Annotated in this window: 15 protein-coding genes; 9 read left to right on the plus strand and 6 right to left on the minus strand. The window is 39.9% G+C overall.

Annotated elements, in window-relative coordinates; all coding sequences use genetic code 11:
• Positions 1 to 186: 186 nt before the first annotated feature.
• Positions 187 to 1,056 carry a pirin family protein gene (locus tag ACSC97_RS07260; RefSeq protein ID WP_436660126.1) on the plus strand — a complete coding sequence of 290 codons (870 nt, stop codon included), beginning with the start codon at positions 187 to 189 and terminating at the stop codon, positions 1,054 to 1,056.
• 66 nt (positions 1,057 to 1,122) lie between these two features.
• Here the strand turns inward: ACSC97_RS07260 and rpmA are convergent, their stop codons facing one another.
• Together rpmA and rplU are read right to left on the minus strand one after the other, a co-directional pair.
• The gene (rpmA, locus tag ACSC97_RS07265) at positions 1,123 to 1,377 is read right to left on the minus strand and encodes a 50S ribosomal protein L27 (RefSeq protein WP_004640422.1); all 255 of its coding nucleotides are present in this window, start codon (positions 1,375 to 1,377) and stop codon (positions 1,123 to 1,125) included.
• 18 nt (positions 1,378 to 1,395) lie between these two features.
• Positions 1,396 to 1,707: a 50S ribosomal protein L21 gene (gene rplU, locus ACSC97_RS07270; protein WP_004652230.1), complete on the minus strand. Its 312-nt coding sequence runs from the start codon at positions 1,705 to 1,707 to the stop codon at positions 1,396 to 1,398.
• A 448-nt stretch (positions 1,708 to 2,155) separates the two neighbouring features.
• Between rplU and sdsA the strand changes: the two genes are divergently transcribed.
• The 8 genes from sdsA to ACSC97_RS07310 all read left to right on the plus strand — a co-directional run bounded on the left by sdsA (position 2,156) and on the right by ACSC97_RS07310 (position 12,802).
• On the plus strand, positions 2,156 to 3,133 hold the full coding sequence (gene sdsA, locus ACSC97_RS07275; RefSeq protein WP_004950751.1) for an All-trans-nonaprenyl-diphosphate synthase: 978 nt from the start codon (positions 2,156 to 2,158) through the stop codon (positions 3,131 to 3,133).
• A 14-nt stretch (positions 3,134 to 3,147) separates the two neighbouring features.
• Positions 3,148 to 5,202, plus strand: a complete 2,055-nt coding sequence (locus tag ACSC97_RS07280; RefSeq protein ID WP_436660153.1) for a site-specific recombinase — start codon at positions 3,148 to 3,150, stop codon at positions 5,200 to 5,202.
• Positions 5,203 to 5,354: 152 nt separating this feature from the next.
• Positions 5,355 to 6,005: a phosphatase PAP2 family protein gene (locus tag ACSC97_RS07285; protein ID WP_130575008.1), complete on the plus strand. Its 651-nt coding sequence runs from the start codon at positions 5,355 to 5,357 to the stop codon at positions 6,003 to 6,005.
• Positions 5,992 to 7,242, plus strand: coding sequence for an efflux RND transporter periplasmic adaptor subunit (locus tag ACSC97_RS07290; RefSeq protein ID WP_436660130.1), 1,251 nt, complete (start codon positions 5,992 to 5,994; stop codon positions 7,240 to 7,242). The genes ACSC97_RS07285 and ACSC97_RS07290 overlap by 14 nt, the downstream gene beginning before the upstream one ends.
• 12 nt (positions 7,243 to 7,254) lie before the next feature.
• Positions 7,255 to 10,428 carry a multidrug efflux RND transporter permease subunit AdeJ gene (adeJ, locus tag ACSC97_RS07295; RefSeq protein ID WP_436660132.1) on the plus strand — a complete coding sequence of 1,058 codons (3,174 nt, stop codon included), beginning with the start codon at positions 7,255 to 7,257 and terminating at the stop codon, positions 10,426 to 10,428.
• Positions 10,429 to 10,433: 5 nt separating this feature from the next.
• The gene (gene adeK, locus ACSC97_RS07300) at positions 10,434 to 11,894 is read left to right on the plus strand and encodes a multidrug efflux RND transporter AdeIJK outer membrane channel subunit AdeK (protein ID WP_004963657.1); all 1,461 of its coding nucleotides are present in this window, start codon (positions 10,434 to 10,436) and stop codon (positions 11,892 to 11,894) included.
• Positions 11,895 to 12,002: 108 nt separating this feature from the next.
• Positions 12,003 to 12,353 (plus strand): YbjQ family protein, encoded by a 351-nt coding sequence (locus ACSC97_RS07305; protein ID WP_151690594.1) that lies wholly within the window; start codon positions 12,003 to 12,005, stop codon positions 12,351 to 12,353.
• A gap of 8 nt (positions 12,354 to 12,361) precedes the next feature.
• Entirely contained in the window at positions 12,362 to 12,802 is a 441-nt protein-coding gene (locus ACSC97_RS07310) for a YbjQ family protein (protein ID WP_004950737.1), read from the plus strand.
• Positions 12,803 to 12,844: 42 nt separating this feature from the next.
• On the opposite strand, the gene ACSC97_RS07315 is transcribed toward ACSC97_RS07310, so the two are convergent.
• The 4 genes from ACSC97_RS07315 to ACSC97_RS07330 form a co-directional block, all read right to left on the minus strand.
• A complete protein-coding gene (locus tag ACSC97_RS07315) occupies positions 12,845 to 13,552 on the minus strand; it encodes an ATP-binding protein (protein WP_151690593.1) in 708 nt (235 codons plus the stop codon).
• Entirely contained in the window at positions 13,549 to 14,355 is an 807-nt protein-coding gene (locus tag ACSC97_RS07320; protein ID WP_099949046.1) for an SDR family NAD(P)-dependent oxidoreductase, read from the minus strand. Before ACSC97_RS07320 ends, ACSC97_RS07315 begins: the two co-directional genes overlap by 4 nt.
• 11 nt (positions 14,356 to 14,366) lie before the next feature.
• The gene (locus ACSC97_RS07325; RefSeq protein ID WP_436660135.1) at positions 14,367 to 15,029 is read right to left on the minus strand and encodes a hypothetical protein; all 663 of its coding nucleotides are present in this window, start codon (positions 15,027 to 15,029) and stop codon (positions 14,367 to 14,369) included.
• A gap of 79 nt (positions 15,030 to 15,108) precedes the next feature.
• A complete protein-coding gene (locus tag ACSC97_RS07330) occupies positions 15,109 to 15,831 on the minus strand; it encodes a hypothetical protein (RefSeq protein WP_004950727.1) in 723 nt (240 codons plus the stop codon).
• Positions 15,832 to 16,011 lie beyond the last annotated feature (180 nt).

Below are 16,011 nucleotides of genomic sequence, written 5' to 3' on the forward strand. Positions count from 1 at the left end.
CAGCATTATGTATGAAGATGCGGTCTTTATGTAGAAATTGTAAGGATGCAAATCCACAATTTGACAAGATTTTAAAATCAATCATGTAACTAAATTTTTTGATATAGAAATTATTAATAAAGAATAGACTAGACCTGAATCAACTTTTTGATAGTCTTACTAGAATTTATAAAATAAGCATAAACTATGAAAAGTCTTGCATTCATCCATCGAAATGACACTCGATTCGCTATTGGCGACTTTTACCCTGCGCTTTCAGTATTCTCTTACCATGAACTTGGTAATACAACATCGCCCTTTCTACTGCTTGATCATTTAGGACCAGGAAAACTCGAAGCTAAAAGCAAAAAGAAAGGCGTAAATGAACATCCACATCGCGGTTTTGAAACCGTGACCTTTGTATTTGCAGGTGAATTACAACATAAAGACTCCACAGGTGGCGGTGGCTTGATCAAACGAGGTGATGTTCAATGGATGACTGCTGCCTCTGGAATACAGCACATAGAACAGTTTAGTTCCGAGTTTCGTGAAAGTGGTGGTCCCTTTGAAATGGTACAACTCTGGGTAAATTTACCTGCCAAAGACAAAATGTCTGCCCCTCGCTATCAAAGTTTATTAAATGAAGATATCCCTAAAATTATTCTCGATGATCAAACTAGCTATATTCGCGTAGTTGCTGGTGAGTTAAATCAAACAACTGGAATCGCAAAAACATTTACTGCGATGAATGTCTTTGACATACATCTTGTGAAAGACCAACAAATTACATTACCTGCTGCCGAGGGTACGACAACCTTGATCTATTTGCGTAAAGGTAAAGTACAGTTTTCTTCTGATGAAGAATCTCTCGAAGAACAAGCGATGGCTGTCATGTCGAGCTTAGGAACTGGCGTTCAAATCAACGCTCTAGAAAACTGTGATTTATTATTTTTATCAGCACAACCCTTAAACGAACCAATTAATGGACAAGGTCCTTTCGTCATGAATAGTTATGATGAAATTTTACAGGCTTATGATGATATTAAGACAGGAAAATTCGGACACTATTCTAATTAAACACCTTATAAAATGTATACCGATAAAAAAACCCGCTAAAAGCGGGTTTTTCTGAACTATTAAAACTTACGCTTCAACAGTTACATAGCGACGGCCAAATTGACCTTTCACTTCAAATTTTACTACGCCGTCAGCAGTAGCAAATAAAGTATGGTCACGGCCCATACCAACATTTGCACCAGCGTGGAACTCTGTACCACGTTGACGAACGATGATGTTACCAGCAGTTACAGTTTGACCACCGTAAACTTTAACACCTAACATCTTAGGATTCGAATCACGACCGTTCTTCGTCGATCCACCGGCTTTTTTAGTTGCCATGTCTATTTACTCCTCGTGTTAGCCTGCGATACCAGTAATTTTCAACTCGGTAAACCATTGACGGTGACCTTGTTGCTTACGGTAGTGTTTACGACGACGCATTTTGATGATGCGGATTTTGTCGTGACGACCATGGCCAACTACTTCTGCAGTTACTTTTGCGCCAGCTACAACTGGAGCACCGATTTGAATGTTGTCACCGTTAACAACCATTAATACGTCATCAAACGTAATAGTCGCGCCAGTTTCAGCTTTCAATAATTCTACTTTAAGGGTTTCACCCTCAACAACACGGTGCTGTTTACCACCGCTTTGGATTACTGCGTACATAATGTACTCCAACTTGCCCGTGTCGTCGTGCCGATAAAGGGACATATCGATCTTAAGACGAACGCCACTGGGGTTATATAAGGGGACAAATTTTAAGTGAAATTTGATCAAACAACAAGTCATTTTATACAAATGCAAATAGATTCAATCAATTTTTAGATTTTCTAATAAAATCAATTAGATTGAAGTTCTACAGTTTTGATTGATTCTTTCTGTGATTTGCAATACATTTTTAAAAACAAATTGCGACAATAACAAACTGTGTTTTTACAAAGTCATAAGTAAAGTAATGATGTTTGGTGGGCAAGCTCTTTTTTCTGTCTAAATTAAGACCAAAAAACTCATCATAATGTTTTAAATGACGGATTACACAGCCTGTATAACTGTTTAGCAACAGATTAATTGATACACTTAGCGCACTACCCACCTATACGAGGTTTTTCTTCATATGGTTATCGATTTTAAGCAAGACGTTCTTTCCCCTGTTGCGACAGATTTTGCTGCGATGGATTACCTGATCAATGAAGGAATTAGCTCTAAAGTTGGCTTAGTCATGTCTGTAAGCAAACACGTCGTAGAAGCTGGTGGGAAGCGTATGCGTCCAATCATGTGCTTACTGGCTGCAAAAGCTTGTGGATTGGCAAATATGCAGCAAGCACAACATTTAGCTGCCATCATTGAAATGCTTCATACCGCAACTTTAGTGCATGATGATGTAGTCGATGAATCAAACCTCCGCCGTGGTCGCCCAACCGCAAATGCAACGTGGAACAATCAAACTGCTGTTTTGGTGGGGGATTTCTTAATAGCACGTTCATTTGATCTATTGGTTGATTTAAATAACATTACGCTATTAAAAGATTTCTCTACGGGCACATGTGAAATTGCTGAAGGTGAAGTTTTACAACTTCAATCTCAGCATCAACCCGAAACAACCGAAGAAACATATTTACGCATTATTCATGGTAAAACATCTCGTTTGTTTGAACTTGCTACTGAAGGCGCCGCTATTTTGGCAGGTACAGAAGAGTACCGTGAACCTCTTCGTCGCTTCGCTGGTCATTTTGGAAATGCCTTTCAAATTATTGATGATATTTTGGATTACACATCTGATGCTGAAACATTAGGTAAAAATATTGGTGATGATTTGATGGAAGGTAAACCTACTTTACCGTTAATTTCAGCATTAGCTCATTCGACAGGTGAAGAACATGAGATTATCCGTCGTAGTATCGCCACTGGTGGTATCGAGCATCTAGATAAAGTTATTCAAATCGTGCATAACTCGGGCGCAATCGAATATTGCCAAAAGCGTGCCCAACAAGAAACGGATGGCGCATTAGAGGCTTTAAAAGCCTTACCTGATAATGAATATCGACAAGCACTGATCAATTTGACCTTAATGGCCTTACACCGACTCCAATGATGTTCTAATTGCCTATGCATTTAAATTTATCTGATTTATTTTTAAAAATGCAGGAACAGCTTGAACTACCTCAAGCTGCTCTTGACGAAAACCTAATTATTGAACTGGTCAATCGTCTACGACCAGCTGATCCTAACGATGCAAATGAAGTAAAATCACGTATTGATGCATTGGTTAGGATTTTATTACTCACTCCTGCATCCTCCATTTTGCTTCAAAACTTTTTATTACGTCTGATTAGCCAATATAAACAAATTAGTTTGTATGCCGACAGTGGCATTCTCTCTTTGGATGGCTTTTGGAACCAGTTAAGCCAAAGATTAGGCGCTCATTTTCTTCCATTAATTGAAGATGGTCAGCAACTCAGAACATTGGTTGGTAAAGTTTTTCACCAAGAAACTGATAGCGATTGGTTAGCTTTAATTGATACGCAAGATTGGATTCGTTTATTTAGCCTAATCAGTGAAAGTCATAGCAATAGTAAAGAAAAACTCTATTCTAAAAATGAATTAATAAAAGCGATTACTGTTCTTTCATATCGAATCAGTGGCATTGGCTTATATCCTGAGTTTATTAATGCCTTACCTGACATTATTGAATACGAATCTCCTTTTCTGGTTCAAAACCGAGAAATTGTCGAATTTATTGAGAAGTATAAAAAGCAGATCGAAGATCAAGATAGCATTGTAGTTCTCCCGCCTCCTGATGCATCACAAGCATTTGTTATGCTGGATCAATGTCGCGAAGTTGTACTCAAAATCCGCAGAGCAACCAAGCGTATTGGTGTAAGCATCAGTTTGACTTATTTACTCTCGCTTTTGGAACAAGCACTTGATCGAATTGAATTATTGCTTAGTTTATTGGTCAGCAAAAATGAAATTCGATACCGATCATTGGGTGAGTTAATCACAGATCTAACTCAAGCGGATTATGATGAAAAAAGTGTGCGTCACTTACTCAGTTCTACCAGTGAGTTAATTGCGTTACAGGTTACTGAGAATGCAAGTAAGACAGGCGAACATTATGTAAGTACTGACAAAGCTGGCTTTTGGGGAATGTATAAGGCTGCTGCGGGTGCAGGTGCAATTATTGCGACCATGGCAACCTTAAAAATACTAACAGCGCGTTTGGTCTTGGCTCCATTTGGACATGCATTCCTATATAGCATGAACTATGCGTTGGGTTTTATGCTGATTCATGTGCTGCATTTCACAGTTGCAACTAAACAACCAGCAATGACAGCTGCTGCTCTCGCAGCAACAGTACAACATCAAAAAGGCAGTAAAACCGCACAAATTGCAGAACTCGCAGCTTTAATTATTAATATTATTCGTACTCAATTTGTGGCTATCCTCGGCAATATCTCGATTGCGATTCCAGTAGCTGCACTTATTACTTTCTTATGGCAATACAACTTACATGAACCTTTGCTTTCACCTGTAAAAGCAAGTAAAACACTGCACTCCTTAAATCCATTCACTTCTTTGGCCGTTCCACATGCAGCAATTGCTGGTGTGTGCTTATTTTTATCAGGTTTACTTGCAGGCTATTTCGATAACCTAGCCGTATATAGAAAGGTAGGTCCTCGTTTAAAACAGCATCTCCGTTTGAAACGTTTAATGGGACAAGAAAGACTGGATAAGTTTGCTAATTATATCGAAACCAACTTAGGTGCTTTAGCTGGTAACTTCTTGTTCGGTATCATGCTTGGAAGTATGGAGACGATTGGTTTTATTCTAGGCTTACCACTAGATATTCGTCACATTGCCTTTGCATCTGCAAATTTTATACAAGGCTTAATGACTATTAGCGGATCACCTGATATTGGTTTAATCCTTGTATCGTTCCTTGGAGTCATGCTCATTGGTTTAACCAACTTATTTGTTAGCTTTACTTTGACTATTATTGTTGCTTTGCGCGCTCGTCGAGTACGTTTCGCACAATGGAAACCATTAGCAAAATTGGTACTCACCCACTTCTTAACACGACCAAGTGATTTCTTTTGGCCACCTAAACAACCAATCGAAGTAGATGATGATGCATCAAGTGAACAAAAAGTGAGACATTAATCAATTTTTGTTATGTTTTTTTACTGAACCTTAAAAAAATCTGAAAATGAAATTATCATAAAATTTCAAGACTTGACCAAAAGTGTACTCGCAAGTACACTTTCAAACATTATATAACCCTGAACAATGGTTAAGCAAATAATGAGGTTCGCATGCCGTACCTACTGCTTTGTATTGGTTGCATTTTTTTGATAATCGGTGTGATTGGGCTGTTTTCTCCAAGCATATCAAATTTAGACCTTAGAGGTGTTCAAATGCTATTTGAACACCGTTCGTTTGCGCTTAACCACGTAGCCGTTCTGTTTTCTCGCCTAGGAGGCATGCCCTTTTTACTGGTTTTAACGTCGTTTTTTTGTATCCATCAAATTCGAAAGAAAAACTATAAAAAGGCCATATTTGTCGCCCTGAGCGTGATCGGTAGCATTGTGATTGGTTGGCTTCTGAAATGGGGCATTGATCGACCAAGACCATTGGCGTTTTATCATTTAGTTCAAAGTTATGGAGCATCCTTCCCAAGTGCCCATAGCCTGTATGCTGCAACCCTATCGAGTTTAGTTCTGTTGCTATCACAACAGCACAAATATCGTTCCAGTATCGTTTTAGTATCTGTTTTATGGTTAATAATCATGGGGATATCTAGAGTTTATGCAGGGGTTCATTACCCAACTGATGTATTGGCTGGTTGGGGTATTGGGTTGATTTTGACTTCGTTGCTTTGGTTTTGGCTGTATCAAAGCAATTTCAGCAACAATTTGTTTTTAGATAAAAAATCTAAATTGAGGTGGAACAATGATGTCGGCTAAGCTTTGGGCACCTGCCCTCACTGCTTGCGCATTAGCAACAAGCATTGCGCTTGTTGGTTGTAGCAAAGACCCTAAAGATGAACAGCAAGCTGCTGCTGCTCAAAAAATGCCGCCTCCAGAAGTTGGTGTTATCGTTGCTCAACCACAAAGTGTTGAACAAAATGTTGAACTTTCTGGGCGCACTTCTGCGTATCAAATATCAGAAGTTCGTCCACAAACGGGTGGCGTTATTTTAAAGCGTTTATTTGCTGAAGGCAGTTATGTCGAAGCAGGTCAAGCGCTTTATCAAATAAATGCTAATACCAACCGTGCAACTGCTGACAATGCTCGTGCAGCTTTATTGCGTCAGCAAGCTAATTTAAATGCATTGCGTGTGAAAGAAAATCGTTATCGCCAATTGGTTGGTACTAACGCCGTTTCTAAACAAGAATATGATGATATTAATGCTCAAGTAAAATTGGCTGAAGCAGATGTAGCTGCAGCTCAGGCAGCATTGAAAAATGCTGAAATTACTTTAGGTTATTCAACTGTTCGCGCACCTATCTCAGGGCAATCTAGTCGTTCTTCGGTAACTTCAGGTGCTTTAGTTACTGCAAACCAAGCAGATCCGTTGGTGACAATCCAACAACTTGATCCAATCTATGTAGATATCAATCAATCAAGTGCTGAAATGCTCCGTTTACGTCAGCAGTTGAGTAAAGGTAGTTTAGATAGTAGTAATAATACTCGCGTCAAACTCACACTTGAAGATGGTTCAGATTATCCTATCGAAGGACAACTCGCATTCTCTGGTGCAAGTGTTAACCCTGAAACAGGATCAGTGACTTTACGTGCCGTTTTCCCAAATCCAAATCACTTGTTATTACCTGGTATGTACGCAACTGCAAAAATTTCTCAAGCAGTTCTACCTAATGCATATCTGATTCCACAAGCAGCTGTAACTCGCTTACCTACAGGGCAAGCAATTGCTATGGTCGTAAATGCGAAAGGTGCTGTAGAGACTCGACCAGTGACGACAGCAGGGGTTCAAGGTCAAGACTGGATTATTACTGATGGTTTAAAAGCTGGTGATAAAGTTATTGTGGATGGTGTTGCAAAGGTAAAAGAAGGTCAAGAAGTTAAGGCTAAGCCTTACCAACCTCAAGCATCACAAGGTCAAAATGCTGCCCCTAAAGCAAATGAACAAAAACAAGCTGACTCTTCAAAAACTGAACAAAAAGCTACTTCACAAGTTTAAGGGGTAGATTGCATGGCTCAATTTTTTATTCATCGCCCAATTTTTGCATGGGTGATTGCACTGGTTATTATGCTGGCGGGTATTCTCACCCTCACCAAAATGCCAGTTGCACAATACCCAACAATTGCACCGCCCACGGTGACAATTTCTGCAACATATCCAGGTGCTTCAGCTCAGACTGTTGAGAATACGGTTACTCAAATCATTGAACAGCAAATGAATGGTTTGGATGGTTTACGTTATATCTCTTCAAACAGTGCGGGTAATGGTCAAGCATCGATCAACTTAAACTTCGAACAAGGCATTGATCCTGATATCGCTCAAGTTCAAGTTCAAAATAAATTGCAATCAGCAACTGCTCTTTTACCAGAAGATGTTCAACGTCAAGGTGTGAGAGTGACCAAGTCTGGTGCAAGCTTTATGCAGGTCGTTGCTTTCTACTCACCTGATGGCAGCTTGTCAGCATCAGATATTAAAGATTACGTCAATTCAAACATCTCTGAGCCACTAAGTCGTGTTGCAGGTGTAGGTGAAGTGACTGTCTTTGGTGGTTCTTATGCAATGCGTATTTGGTTAGATCCAGCAAAACTTACTAGTTTTAATCTCACACCTTCAGATGTTGCAGCAGCTATACGTTCACAAAATGCTCAAGTTGCCGTAGGTCAATTAGGTGGTGCTCCAGCAGTTCAAGGACAAGTTTTAAATGCGACGGTAAATGCACAAAGTATGTTGCAGACTCCAGAGCAGTTTAAAAACATTTTCCTAAAAAATGCGGCTGATGGCGCACAAGTGCGTTTAAGTGATGTTGCACGCGTTGAGTTAGGTTCTGACAACTATCAGTTTGACTCTAAGTTCAATGGTAATCCTGCAGGTGGTGTCGCGATTAAACTTGCGACGGGTGCAAATGCGCTAGATACAGCTGCTGCAGTTGAAAAACGTTTATCAGAATTACGTGTTAACTATCCAAGTGGTTTAAAAGATAAACTTGCTTACGATACGACACCATTCATTAAGCTTTCGATTGAAAGTGTAGTACACACACTGATTGAAGCTGTTGTTCTTGTATTTATCGTCATGTTCCTGTTCTTACAGAACTGGCGTGCAACGATCATTCCGACACTTGCAGTCCCTGTAGTTGTATTGGGAACTTTTGCGGTGATCAATATTTTCGGCTTCTCAATCAACACGCTCACCATGTTTGCGATGGTACTTGCGATTGGTCTGTTGGTCGATGATGCGATTGTAGTCGTCGAGAACGTCGAACGTGTGATGCAAGAAGAACACCTTGAACCTGTACCTGCTACTGAAAAGTCGATGGGTCAAATTTCTGGTGCTTTGATTGGTATCACTAGTGTATTAACGGCGGTATTCGTACCAATGGCCTTCTTCGGGGGGACAACTGGTGTAATTTACCGTCAATTCTCTATCACTTTAGTAACGGCAATGATTTTATCTTTGATCGTTGCGTTAACATTTACCCCCGCCCTTTGTGCAACGTTATTAAAACAACACGATCCAAACAAAGAACAAAGCAACAGTATCTTTGCGCGTTTCTTCCGTGGTTTTAATAGTGGGTTCGAAAAACTTTCAGAGAAATATCAAGGTGGTGTCAACCGTATGACCCATCATAAGTTGTTCTCTGGAGTCATTTATATCGTTGTTATTGCTGCTTTAGTTGGTTTATACAAGATGTTGCCTTCGTCTTTCTTACCTGAAGAAGACCAAGGTGTAGTTATGACACTTGTTCAATTACCACCGAGTGCAAGTCTTGAAAGAACAGATAAAGTCATCACCACTATGACTGATTACTTCTTAAATAAGGAAAAAGAGCATGTAGAGTCGATCTTTACTGTGTCTGGATTCTCATTTACAGGGGTTGGTCAAAATGCTGGTCTTGCTTTTATCAAATTGAAAGACTGGAGCGAGCGTACAACACCTGAATCACAAATTGGTGCCATCATTCAACGTGGTATGGCATTGAACATGATCGTAAAAGATGCATCTTACATCATGCCATTACAGCTTCCTGCAATGCCTGAATTGGGCGTATCATCTGGTTTTGATATTCAGTTGAAAGATGTAAGTGGTCAAGGTCATGAAAAACTGATCGCTGCTCGTAACGCTATTTTAGGTATGGCATCACAGGACAAACGTCTTGCAGGTGTACGTCCGAATGGTCAAGAGGATACTCCTCAGTACAAAATCACAGTTGACCAAGCGCAAGCTGGTGCAATGGGTGTGAGTATTAGTGATATTAACAGCACCATGAGCATGGCTTGGGGTGGTTCTTATATCAATGACTTCGTTGATCGTGGTCGTGTGAAAAAAGTTTATGTTCAAGGTGAAGCAGATACCCGCATGATGCCTGAAGACCTAAACAAATGGTATGTACGTAATAACAAAGGTGAAATGGTTCCATTCTCAGCTTTTGCTAAAGGTGAATGGACGTATGGTTCACCACGTTTAGAACGTTACAACGGCGTATCTTCTGTGAACATTCAGGGTTCTCCTGCACCAGGTGTCAGCTCAGGTGACGCGATGTTAGCAATGGAAGAAATCATTGGTAAGTTACCATCGATGGGCTTACAAGGTTTCGACTATGAATGGACAGGCTTATCTTTGGAAGAGCGTGATTCTGGTAACCAAACAGTTCCATTACTCATTCTTTCATTATTAATCGTTTTCCTGTGTCTTTCAGCATTGTATGAAAGCTGGGCGATTCCAATTTCGGTATTGTTGGTTGTACCACTAGGTATTATTGGTGCTTTCACGATGACATGGTTAGGAATGGTGATTAAAGGTGATCCAAACTTATCCTTTAACATTTATTTCCAAGTCGCAATCGTAGCCGTGATTGGTCTTTCTGCAAAAAATGCGATCTTGATCGTAGAGTTTGCAAAAGAGCTGCAAGAAAAAGGCGAAGAGTTATTTGAAGCAACATTACATGCTGCAAAAATGCGTTTACGTCCGATTATCATGACTACACTTGCATTCGGATTTGGTGTTTTACCATTAGCCCTTGCAAGTGGTGCGGGTGCAGGTAGTCAACATTCTGTTGGTTATGGTGTACTGGGTGGCGTAATTTCTTCAACACTTTTAGGTATCTTCTTCATCCCTGTATTCTTCGTGTGGATTCGTAGTATCATTAAGTACAAACCTAAAACTTTAAATACTCAGGAGCATTGATCGTGATGCAAACTGTTTGGTCTATTTCCAGTCGTGGCATTGCAATCTCTGCACTCGCGCTGTCTTTGGCTGCCTGCCAAAGCATGCGTGGGCCAGAGCCTGTTGTGAACACAGCGATTCCTGAAAGCTTTGCGTCATATAGTAATGCTTCTGGAACTTCTATCGCAGAACAAGGCTACAAAGACTTCTTTGCGGACCCTCGTTTATTACAAGTGATTGATATGTCACTTGCCAATAACCGTGACTTGCGTACAGCGGCGTTGAATATTCAAAAAGCGCAACAGCAGTACCAAATTTCAGAAAACAACCAATTACCAACGATTGGGGCAAGTGGTAGTGCGGTTCGCCAAGTCACGCCATCTCGTGATCCAAACAACCCCTACTCGACTTACCAAGTTGGCTTAGGTTTAACGGCTTACGAGTTAGATTTCTGGGGTCGAGTTCGTAGCTTGAAAGACGCTGCTTTAGATAGTTATCTTGCGACACAAAGTTCACGTGATGCGACTCAGATCAGCTTAATTGGACAAGTGACACAAGCATGGTTGAATTATTCATTCGCCAGTGCACAACTCAAACTTGCAGAGCAAACGCTCAAAGCACAGCAAGAGTCATTTAACTTGAACAAAAAGCGTTTCGATGTCGGAATTGATAGTGAAATTCCTGTGCGTCAAGCTCAGATTTCAGTTGAAACTGCACGTAACGATGTAGCTAACTACAAAACCCAGATTGCACAAGCTCAAAACTTGTTGAATTTATTGGTCGGTCAACCAGTTCCTGAGAACCTGTTACCAAAACAACAAGTTGCTCGTATCACACAAAAGAATGTGTTGACAGCAGGCTTACCAAGTGACTTGTTGAATAATCGTCCTGACGTCAAAGTGGCTGAGTATCAACTGAGTGCTGCGGGTGCAAATATAGGTGCTGCGAAAGCACGACTATTCCCAACGATTAGTTTGACGGGTTCAGCAGGTTATGCATCAACGGATTTAAGTGATTTGTTTAAATCTGGTAACGCACTTTGGTCAATTGGTCCGAGCATCGATATGCCAATCTTTGATTGGGGTACACGTCGTGCGAATGTCAAAATTTCTGAAACAGATCAGAAGATTGCTCTTTCAAATTATGAAAAGTCAGTCCAATCTGCATTCCGTGAAGTGAATGATGCTTTAGCAACTCGTGCCAATATTGGTGATCGTTTGAGTGCTCAACGCCGCTTAGTTGATGCCACCAACACCACTTATAAACTATCTAATGCTCGTTTCCGTGCTGGTATTGATAGCTACTTAACGGTGTTAGATGCTCAGCGTTCAGCATATTCAGCAGAACAAGGCTTATTATTATTGCAACAAGCTGATTTAAATAATCAGGTTGAGCTTTATAAAACCTTAGGTGGAGGACTCAAAGCGTCTTCAACTGAGACGATTGCACGCCAACCATCTAGCGCTGAAAAAAATAGCGCTCAATAATAAAAAACTTTGTCATAAAAAAGCTCACTTCGGTGAGCTTTTTTATTGCATGCATGCAGAATATTTCTTATCTTCAATACTGAAATATTAAAGACTTAGAAAAACGCTATGTTATTAAGCAGTTTAGAATCAGTTCCTGGTCACGAGATTTTACGTCAGCTAGATGTCGTTTACGGCAGTACGGTACGCAGTAAACATGTTGGTCGAGATCTTATGGCAGGATTAAAAAATATTGTCGGCGGTGAACTAACTGGCTATACAGAGTTGCTTGAAGAATCTCGCCAAGAAGCGACACAACGTATGATCGATAAAGCACGTGCTTTGGGTGCAAATGCTATCGTCGGTATTCGTTTCTCGACATCAAATATCGCACAAGGTGCATCAGAACTTTTTGTTTACGGCACTGCGGTTATTGTTCATCCTAAAGCACCCACACTTCCAGACCCATTTAGTGCATAGGCAAATATATGGATGGTTTAATTTTACAAATCGTTCTTTTCTTAATTCTGTTCACTGTAGGTTGGGGATTTGGTCGTCATATCGAACAAAAACATCTGCGTGAATTAGATGAAAAAGAAAAACAATTTGCTCATATTCGCATTGATAGCAATCGATTCGTCGAAACTCAATCAAATGGACAACTGGTAAGTAGCAATGTCGTCATTTCACATGACTACTTTAAATATGTGCTTGCGACGATTAGAAATTTTCTAGGTGGTCGTCTGACCAGTTATGAAAGTATTGTTGAACGAGCACGCCGTGAAGCAATCATTCGACTCAAACAAGAAGCACATGCAATCGGTGCTAGCCATATCATGGGGGTTCGTCTCAGCACGACTGAACTCGGTATGCAAGGTGGGATGGTTGAAGTGTTTGCATATGGAACAGCGATCTATCAGCCATCTTGAAGACTTATGTCCTGTTGCACATGCTGCATCAGGACAACTCAGTTACTCTGCAAAAATCGCTTGCCAATAGTGATAGGTTTTTTCTTCCCCATTCTCTAATTTAAAGTCATAAGACATTTGACGAGTTTCTACAATCTCAAATTCAACGGGTTGTTTGAACAATTTTCCAGCATAAGCAAAAGTATGGTATTCGCCATTTTCTCCGCAGATATCGACATCCTCAGGCATCCGTTCTATCAATGCTGCATCTATATCTTGACCAATAAAAGAACGATCCAATTTACTGGCATCTGTGACGATGATTTTAGTTCTAATGCCTGAATCCAAAAAGTTTTGCATCACTTCAGTTGAATCAAGATTCCAGATTGGCTCGACCACTTCAATTCCTAAAGGATGTAAACGGTCTTCTCGATATTTGCGCACGTCACTGAGATAAATATCACCAAAAATAAAGTGTTCTACCCCCTGCGCCTTGAAATGCTGAGCAGCATCTAACATGCGCTGCTCATAAACAGGTAGGTTCTTGGGTAAAAATACAGGGTAAAGTGGAATACCTATACTTTCAGCTTGTTTCATCAATAATGAAAATGGAATCGCATGCATAGATGACAATTCCGTTTCTTCATTGACTGTGGTCAACAAAGCAACCACTTCGAATTGTTTTTGCTGTAAGACAGTATAAAGTGCGAGGGCAGAATCTTTTCCGCCACTCCAATTAAAAACGGCTTTCTTAGGTGTTTGCACTATCATTTAACTCGTGTTTTACGAATCATTTTATATAACAAGCTTGGTGATAAGCGAGAGACCAATACTCCGAGTTGTTCTTTTTTCCCGCCAACAACAATATATTCATCACCTGCCATTAATGAACTCACCACCCTTTCAGCAAATACATCGGCTTCAAGTCCATTTTCAATCGCTTCATCCTGATGTCCTTGTGGTTTACCTTCACCATTTAAAGCATTAAACGAAACATTGGTTTTCACAAAACCAGGGAAGACAACAGAAACTTCCACACCTTCTTTCGCAACCTCAGCACGTAAACTATTAGCCCACATGTGAATCGCTGCTTTCGCCGCAGAATAACTTGCTCGATATTGGGTACCTAATAGACCCGCAACGCTCGATACAAAAACAACCCGTCCAGATTTTTGCTTTAACAGGGTTGGTAACACAGTTTTGGTAAAAAATACTTGTGAAAAATAATCTACTTCCATGATCGCACGTTCAGTTTGCATAGTCGTATCTTGAATCAATGCACGTTGACTTAAACCTGCATTATTGATCAACCAATCAATACGTCCTTTACACGCGAGAACTTGTTCATAGGCATGACGTACTTGTGATTCATCCGTAATGTCTGCTGCAATCGAAAGATGTTGTTCAGGCTTGAGTAAGCCAACACGAACAGACTCCAATTCATCATAGCGACGTGAGGTCAGTACCACTTGAGCACCTTGAAGTGCGCACTCTCGTGCTAAAGCTTTACCTAGACCTGATGAAGCACCTGTAATCCAAACTACTTTATCCGCAAGACTTTTTAACTTCGCCATATCGGTTTCCTCTATGCTTGGTGTCGCATGAAATTCAGAAAATAATCAACATATTTAGACGCTACATCCTGATCAAGTTGAGTCCCAAGTTTCTCAAGACGCTTATATCCCAAATGCGTGGTCATATTGATCACACCATTTAAAGTTTTATCGACCACAAAATTAAATTTCAAACACTTTTTCGGCTCACGAATTAAGTGTGTTACACCAACATCAATTACATCAGTTAATAATTTCAAGGCATTGGAAATTTCAGCCTGATCCCCTTGTGCTAACTTCTGACTAGATGCTTTGATTTGGTTTTCGAGCTGTTGACTAATTGGATAAGTCATATAGATCCATTGATCTTCAAGCTGAAAAGTTTTCGACAGATATTCAACCAAAGGAACTAAGCGATCATTACCAAAGAAAGAAACTGACCATGGCATGTATTTACGTATTGCTTCCAAGATTTGCTGAATTACTTTTTCAGATTCACCTGTTTGTGAATAATGTTGATTTTCCTGCAACAACACCATAAATACCTGTTCGATCACCTCACAGGCCATTTCAGACAACACATTCCCCAAAGCATTTGCCTGACTTTCCTTGCTTCCCTGCAAGAGTTGATCTCGAATATGAGCAAATCGAGCATAAGTATCTGTGTGAATATTAAGATAAACAGCGGTATTCATTCTAATAACCCTAATTCTTAGACTTCTTAATAAAAAAAGAGGCTATTTAGAAGCCTCTTTTTTATCCATCAATCTGTTTTTATATCATTTTTGGCTTTGTACTCGCTGAATTTAGCATATTCTGTTCGCTATCGACATGCATAAATGCCAAAAAGTGATTCACACAATCTGATGCTGCACTGCTATCGACTTGATCACTCATTTTTTCCAATCGCTTATAACTCAAATGTGCGGTCATATTGATAACACCATTTAAAGTTTTATCAATCATCATGTTGAAATTCAAACATTTCTTTGGCTCTCGAACAAGATTCGTCACCCCTGAATCCACGATTTGAATCAAGGTCTGAAAAACATCAACCATGTCATGAATTTCATTATTATGAAGTCGATTGGCTAACGAATGTACCTGTTGAACCAACCCACGATCAATTGGATAGGATACATAGACCTGTTCATCGTGATATTTGATCATATCCGAAAAATAATTCACAAAAGGACATAAACGTTCATTGCTAAATAATGCGATTGACCACGGCATATATTTACGCACAGCAGCAATAATTTGCTGAATCACCTTCTCAGATTCAGCAGTGTATTTTTGTGAAAGCAATGTTGGTTGACGATTTTGAATCAATAACACAGAAAAAACTTGCTCGACGATATCACATGCAATTTCTGAAAGAACCTCACCCAATACACGTGACTGACTTTCTTTGATCCCTAGATTTAACTGCTGACGAATAGCTTCGAATCGTCCATGTGTACCTTGGTCAATTTTCAACAAAATTGAATAGCTCATACCCGTTATCCCTATTATGTTCGCATTTTTATATTGTTGTTTTATGCATCTACATTTTTTATTTATGTGATCCAGTACACATAAATTTAACGTTTTTGTCTAAAAAAACCAACGCATTTCGTCGGCTTTCTGAATTAAGCACGTACTGCATCATATCTACTCTCATTCGGAGACATACAA

Source organism: Acinetobacter sp. P1(2025), assembly GCF_051390655.1.
Classification (GTDB): Bacteria; Pseudomonadota; Gammaproteobacteria; order Pseudomonadales; family Moraxellaceae; genus Acinetobacter; species Acinetobacter junii.

Bases quoted from the DNA above. Each gene is read 5' to 3' on its own strand.
- ACSC97_RS07260 (WP_436660126.1), top strand. From the start codon at position 187: ATGAAAAGTCTTGCATTCATCCATCGAAATGACACTCGATTCGCTATT.
- rpmA (WP_004640422.1), bottom strand. From the start codon at position 1,377: ATGGCAACTAAAAAAGCCGGTGGATCGACGAAGAACGGTCGTGATTCG.
- rplU (WP_004652230.1), bottom strand. From the start codon at position 1,707: ATGTACGCAGTAATCCAAAGCGGTGGTAAACAGCACCGTGTTGTTGAG.
- sdsA (WP_004950751.1), top strand. From the start codon at position 2,156: ATGGTTATCGATTTTAAGCAAGACGTTCTTTCCCCTGTTGCGACAGAT.
- ACSC97_RS07280 (WP_436660153.1), top strand. From the start codon at position 3,148: ATGCATTTAAATTTATCTGATTTATTTTTAAAAATGCAGGAACAGCTT.
- ACSC97_RS07285 (WP_130575008.1), top strand. From the start codon at position 5,355: ATGCCGTACCTACTGCTTTGTATTGGTTGCATTTTTTTGATAATCGGT.
- ACSC97_RS07290 (WP_436660130.1), top strand. From the start codon at position 5,992: ATGATGTCGGCTAAGCTTTGGGCACCTGCCCTCACTGCTTGCGCATTA.
- adeJ (WP_436660132.1), top strand. From the start codon at position 7,255: ATGGCTCAATTTTTTATTCATCGCCCAATTTTTGCATGGGTGATTGCA.
- adeK (WP_004963657.1), top strand. From the start codon at position 10,434: ATGCAAACTGTTTGGTCTATTTCCAGTCGTGGCATTGCAATCTCTGCA.
- ACSC97_RS07305 (WP_151690594.1), top strand. From the start codon at position 12,003: ATGTTATTAAGCAGTTTAGAATCAGTTCCTGGTCACGAGATTTTACGT.
- ACSC97_RS07310 (WP_004950737.1), top strand. From the start codon at position 12,362: ATGGATGGTTTAATTTTACAAATCGTTCTTTTCTTAATTCTGTTCACT.
- ACSC97_RS07315 (WP_151690593.1), bottom strand. From the start codon at position 13,552: ATGATAGTGCAAACACCTAAGAAAGCCGTTTTTAATTGGAGTGGCGGA.
- ACSC97_RS07320 (WP_099949046.1), bottom strand. From the start codon at position 14,355: ATGGCGAAGTTAAAAAGTCTTGCGGATAAAGTAGTTTGGATTACAGGT.
- ACSC97_RS07325 (WP_436660135.1), bottom strand. From the start codon at position 15,029: ATGAATACCGCTGTTTATCTTAATATTCACACAGATACTTATGCTCGA.
- ACSC97_RS07330 (WP_004950727.1), bottom strand. From the start codon at position 15,831: ATGAGCTATTCAATTTTGTTGAAAATTGACCAAGGTACACATGGACGA.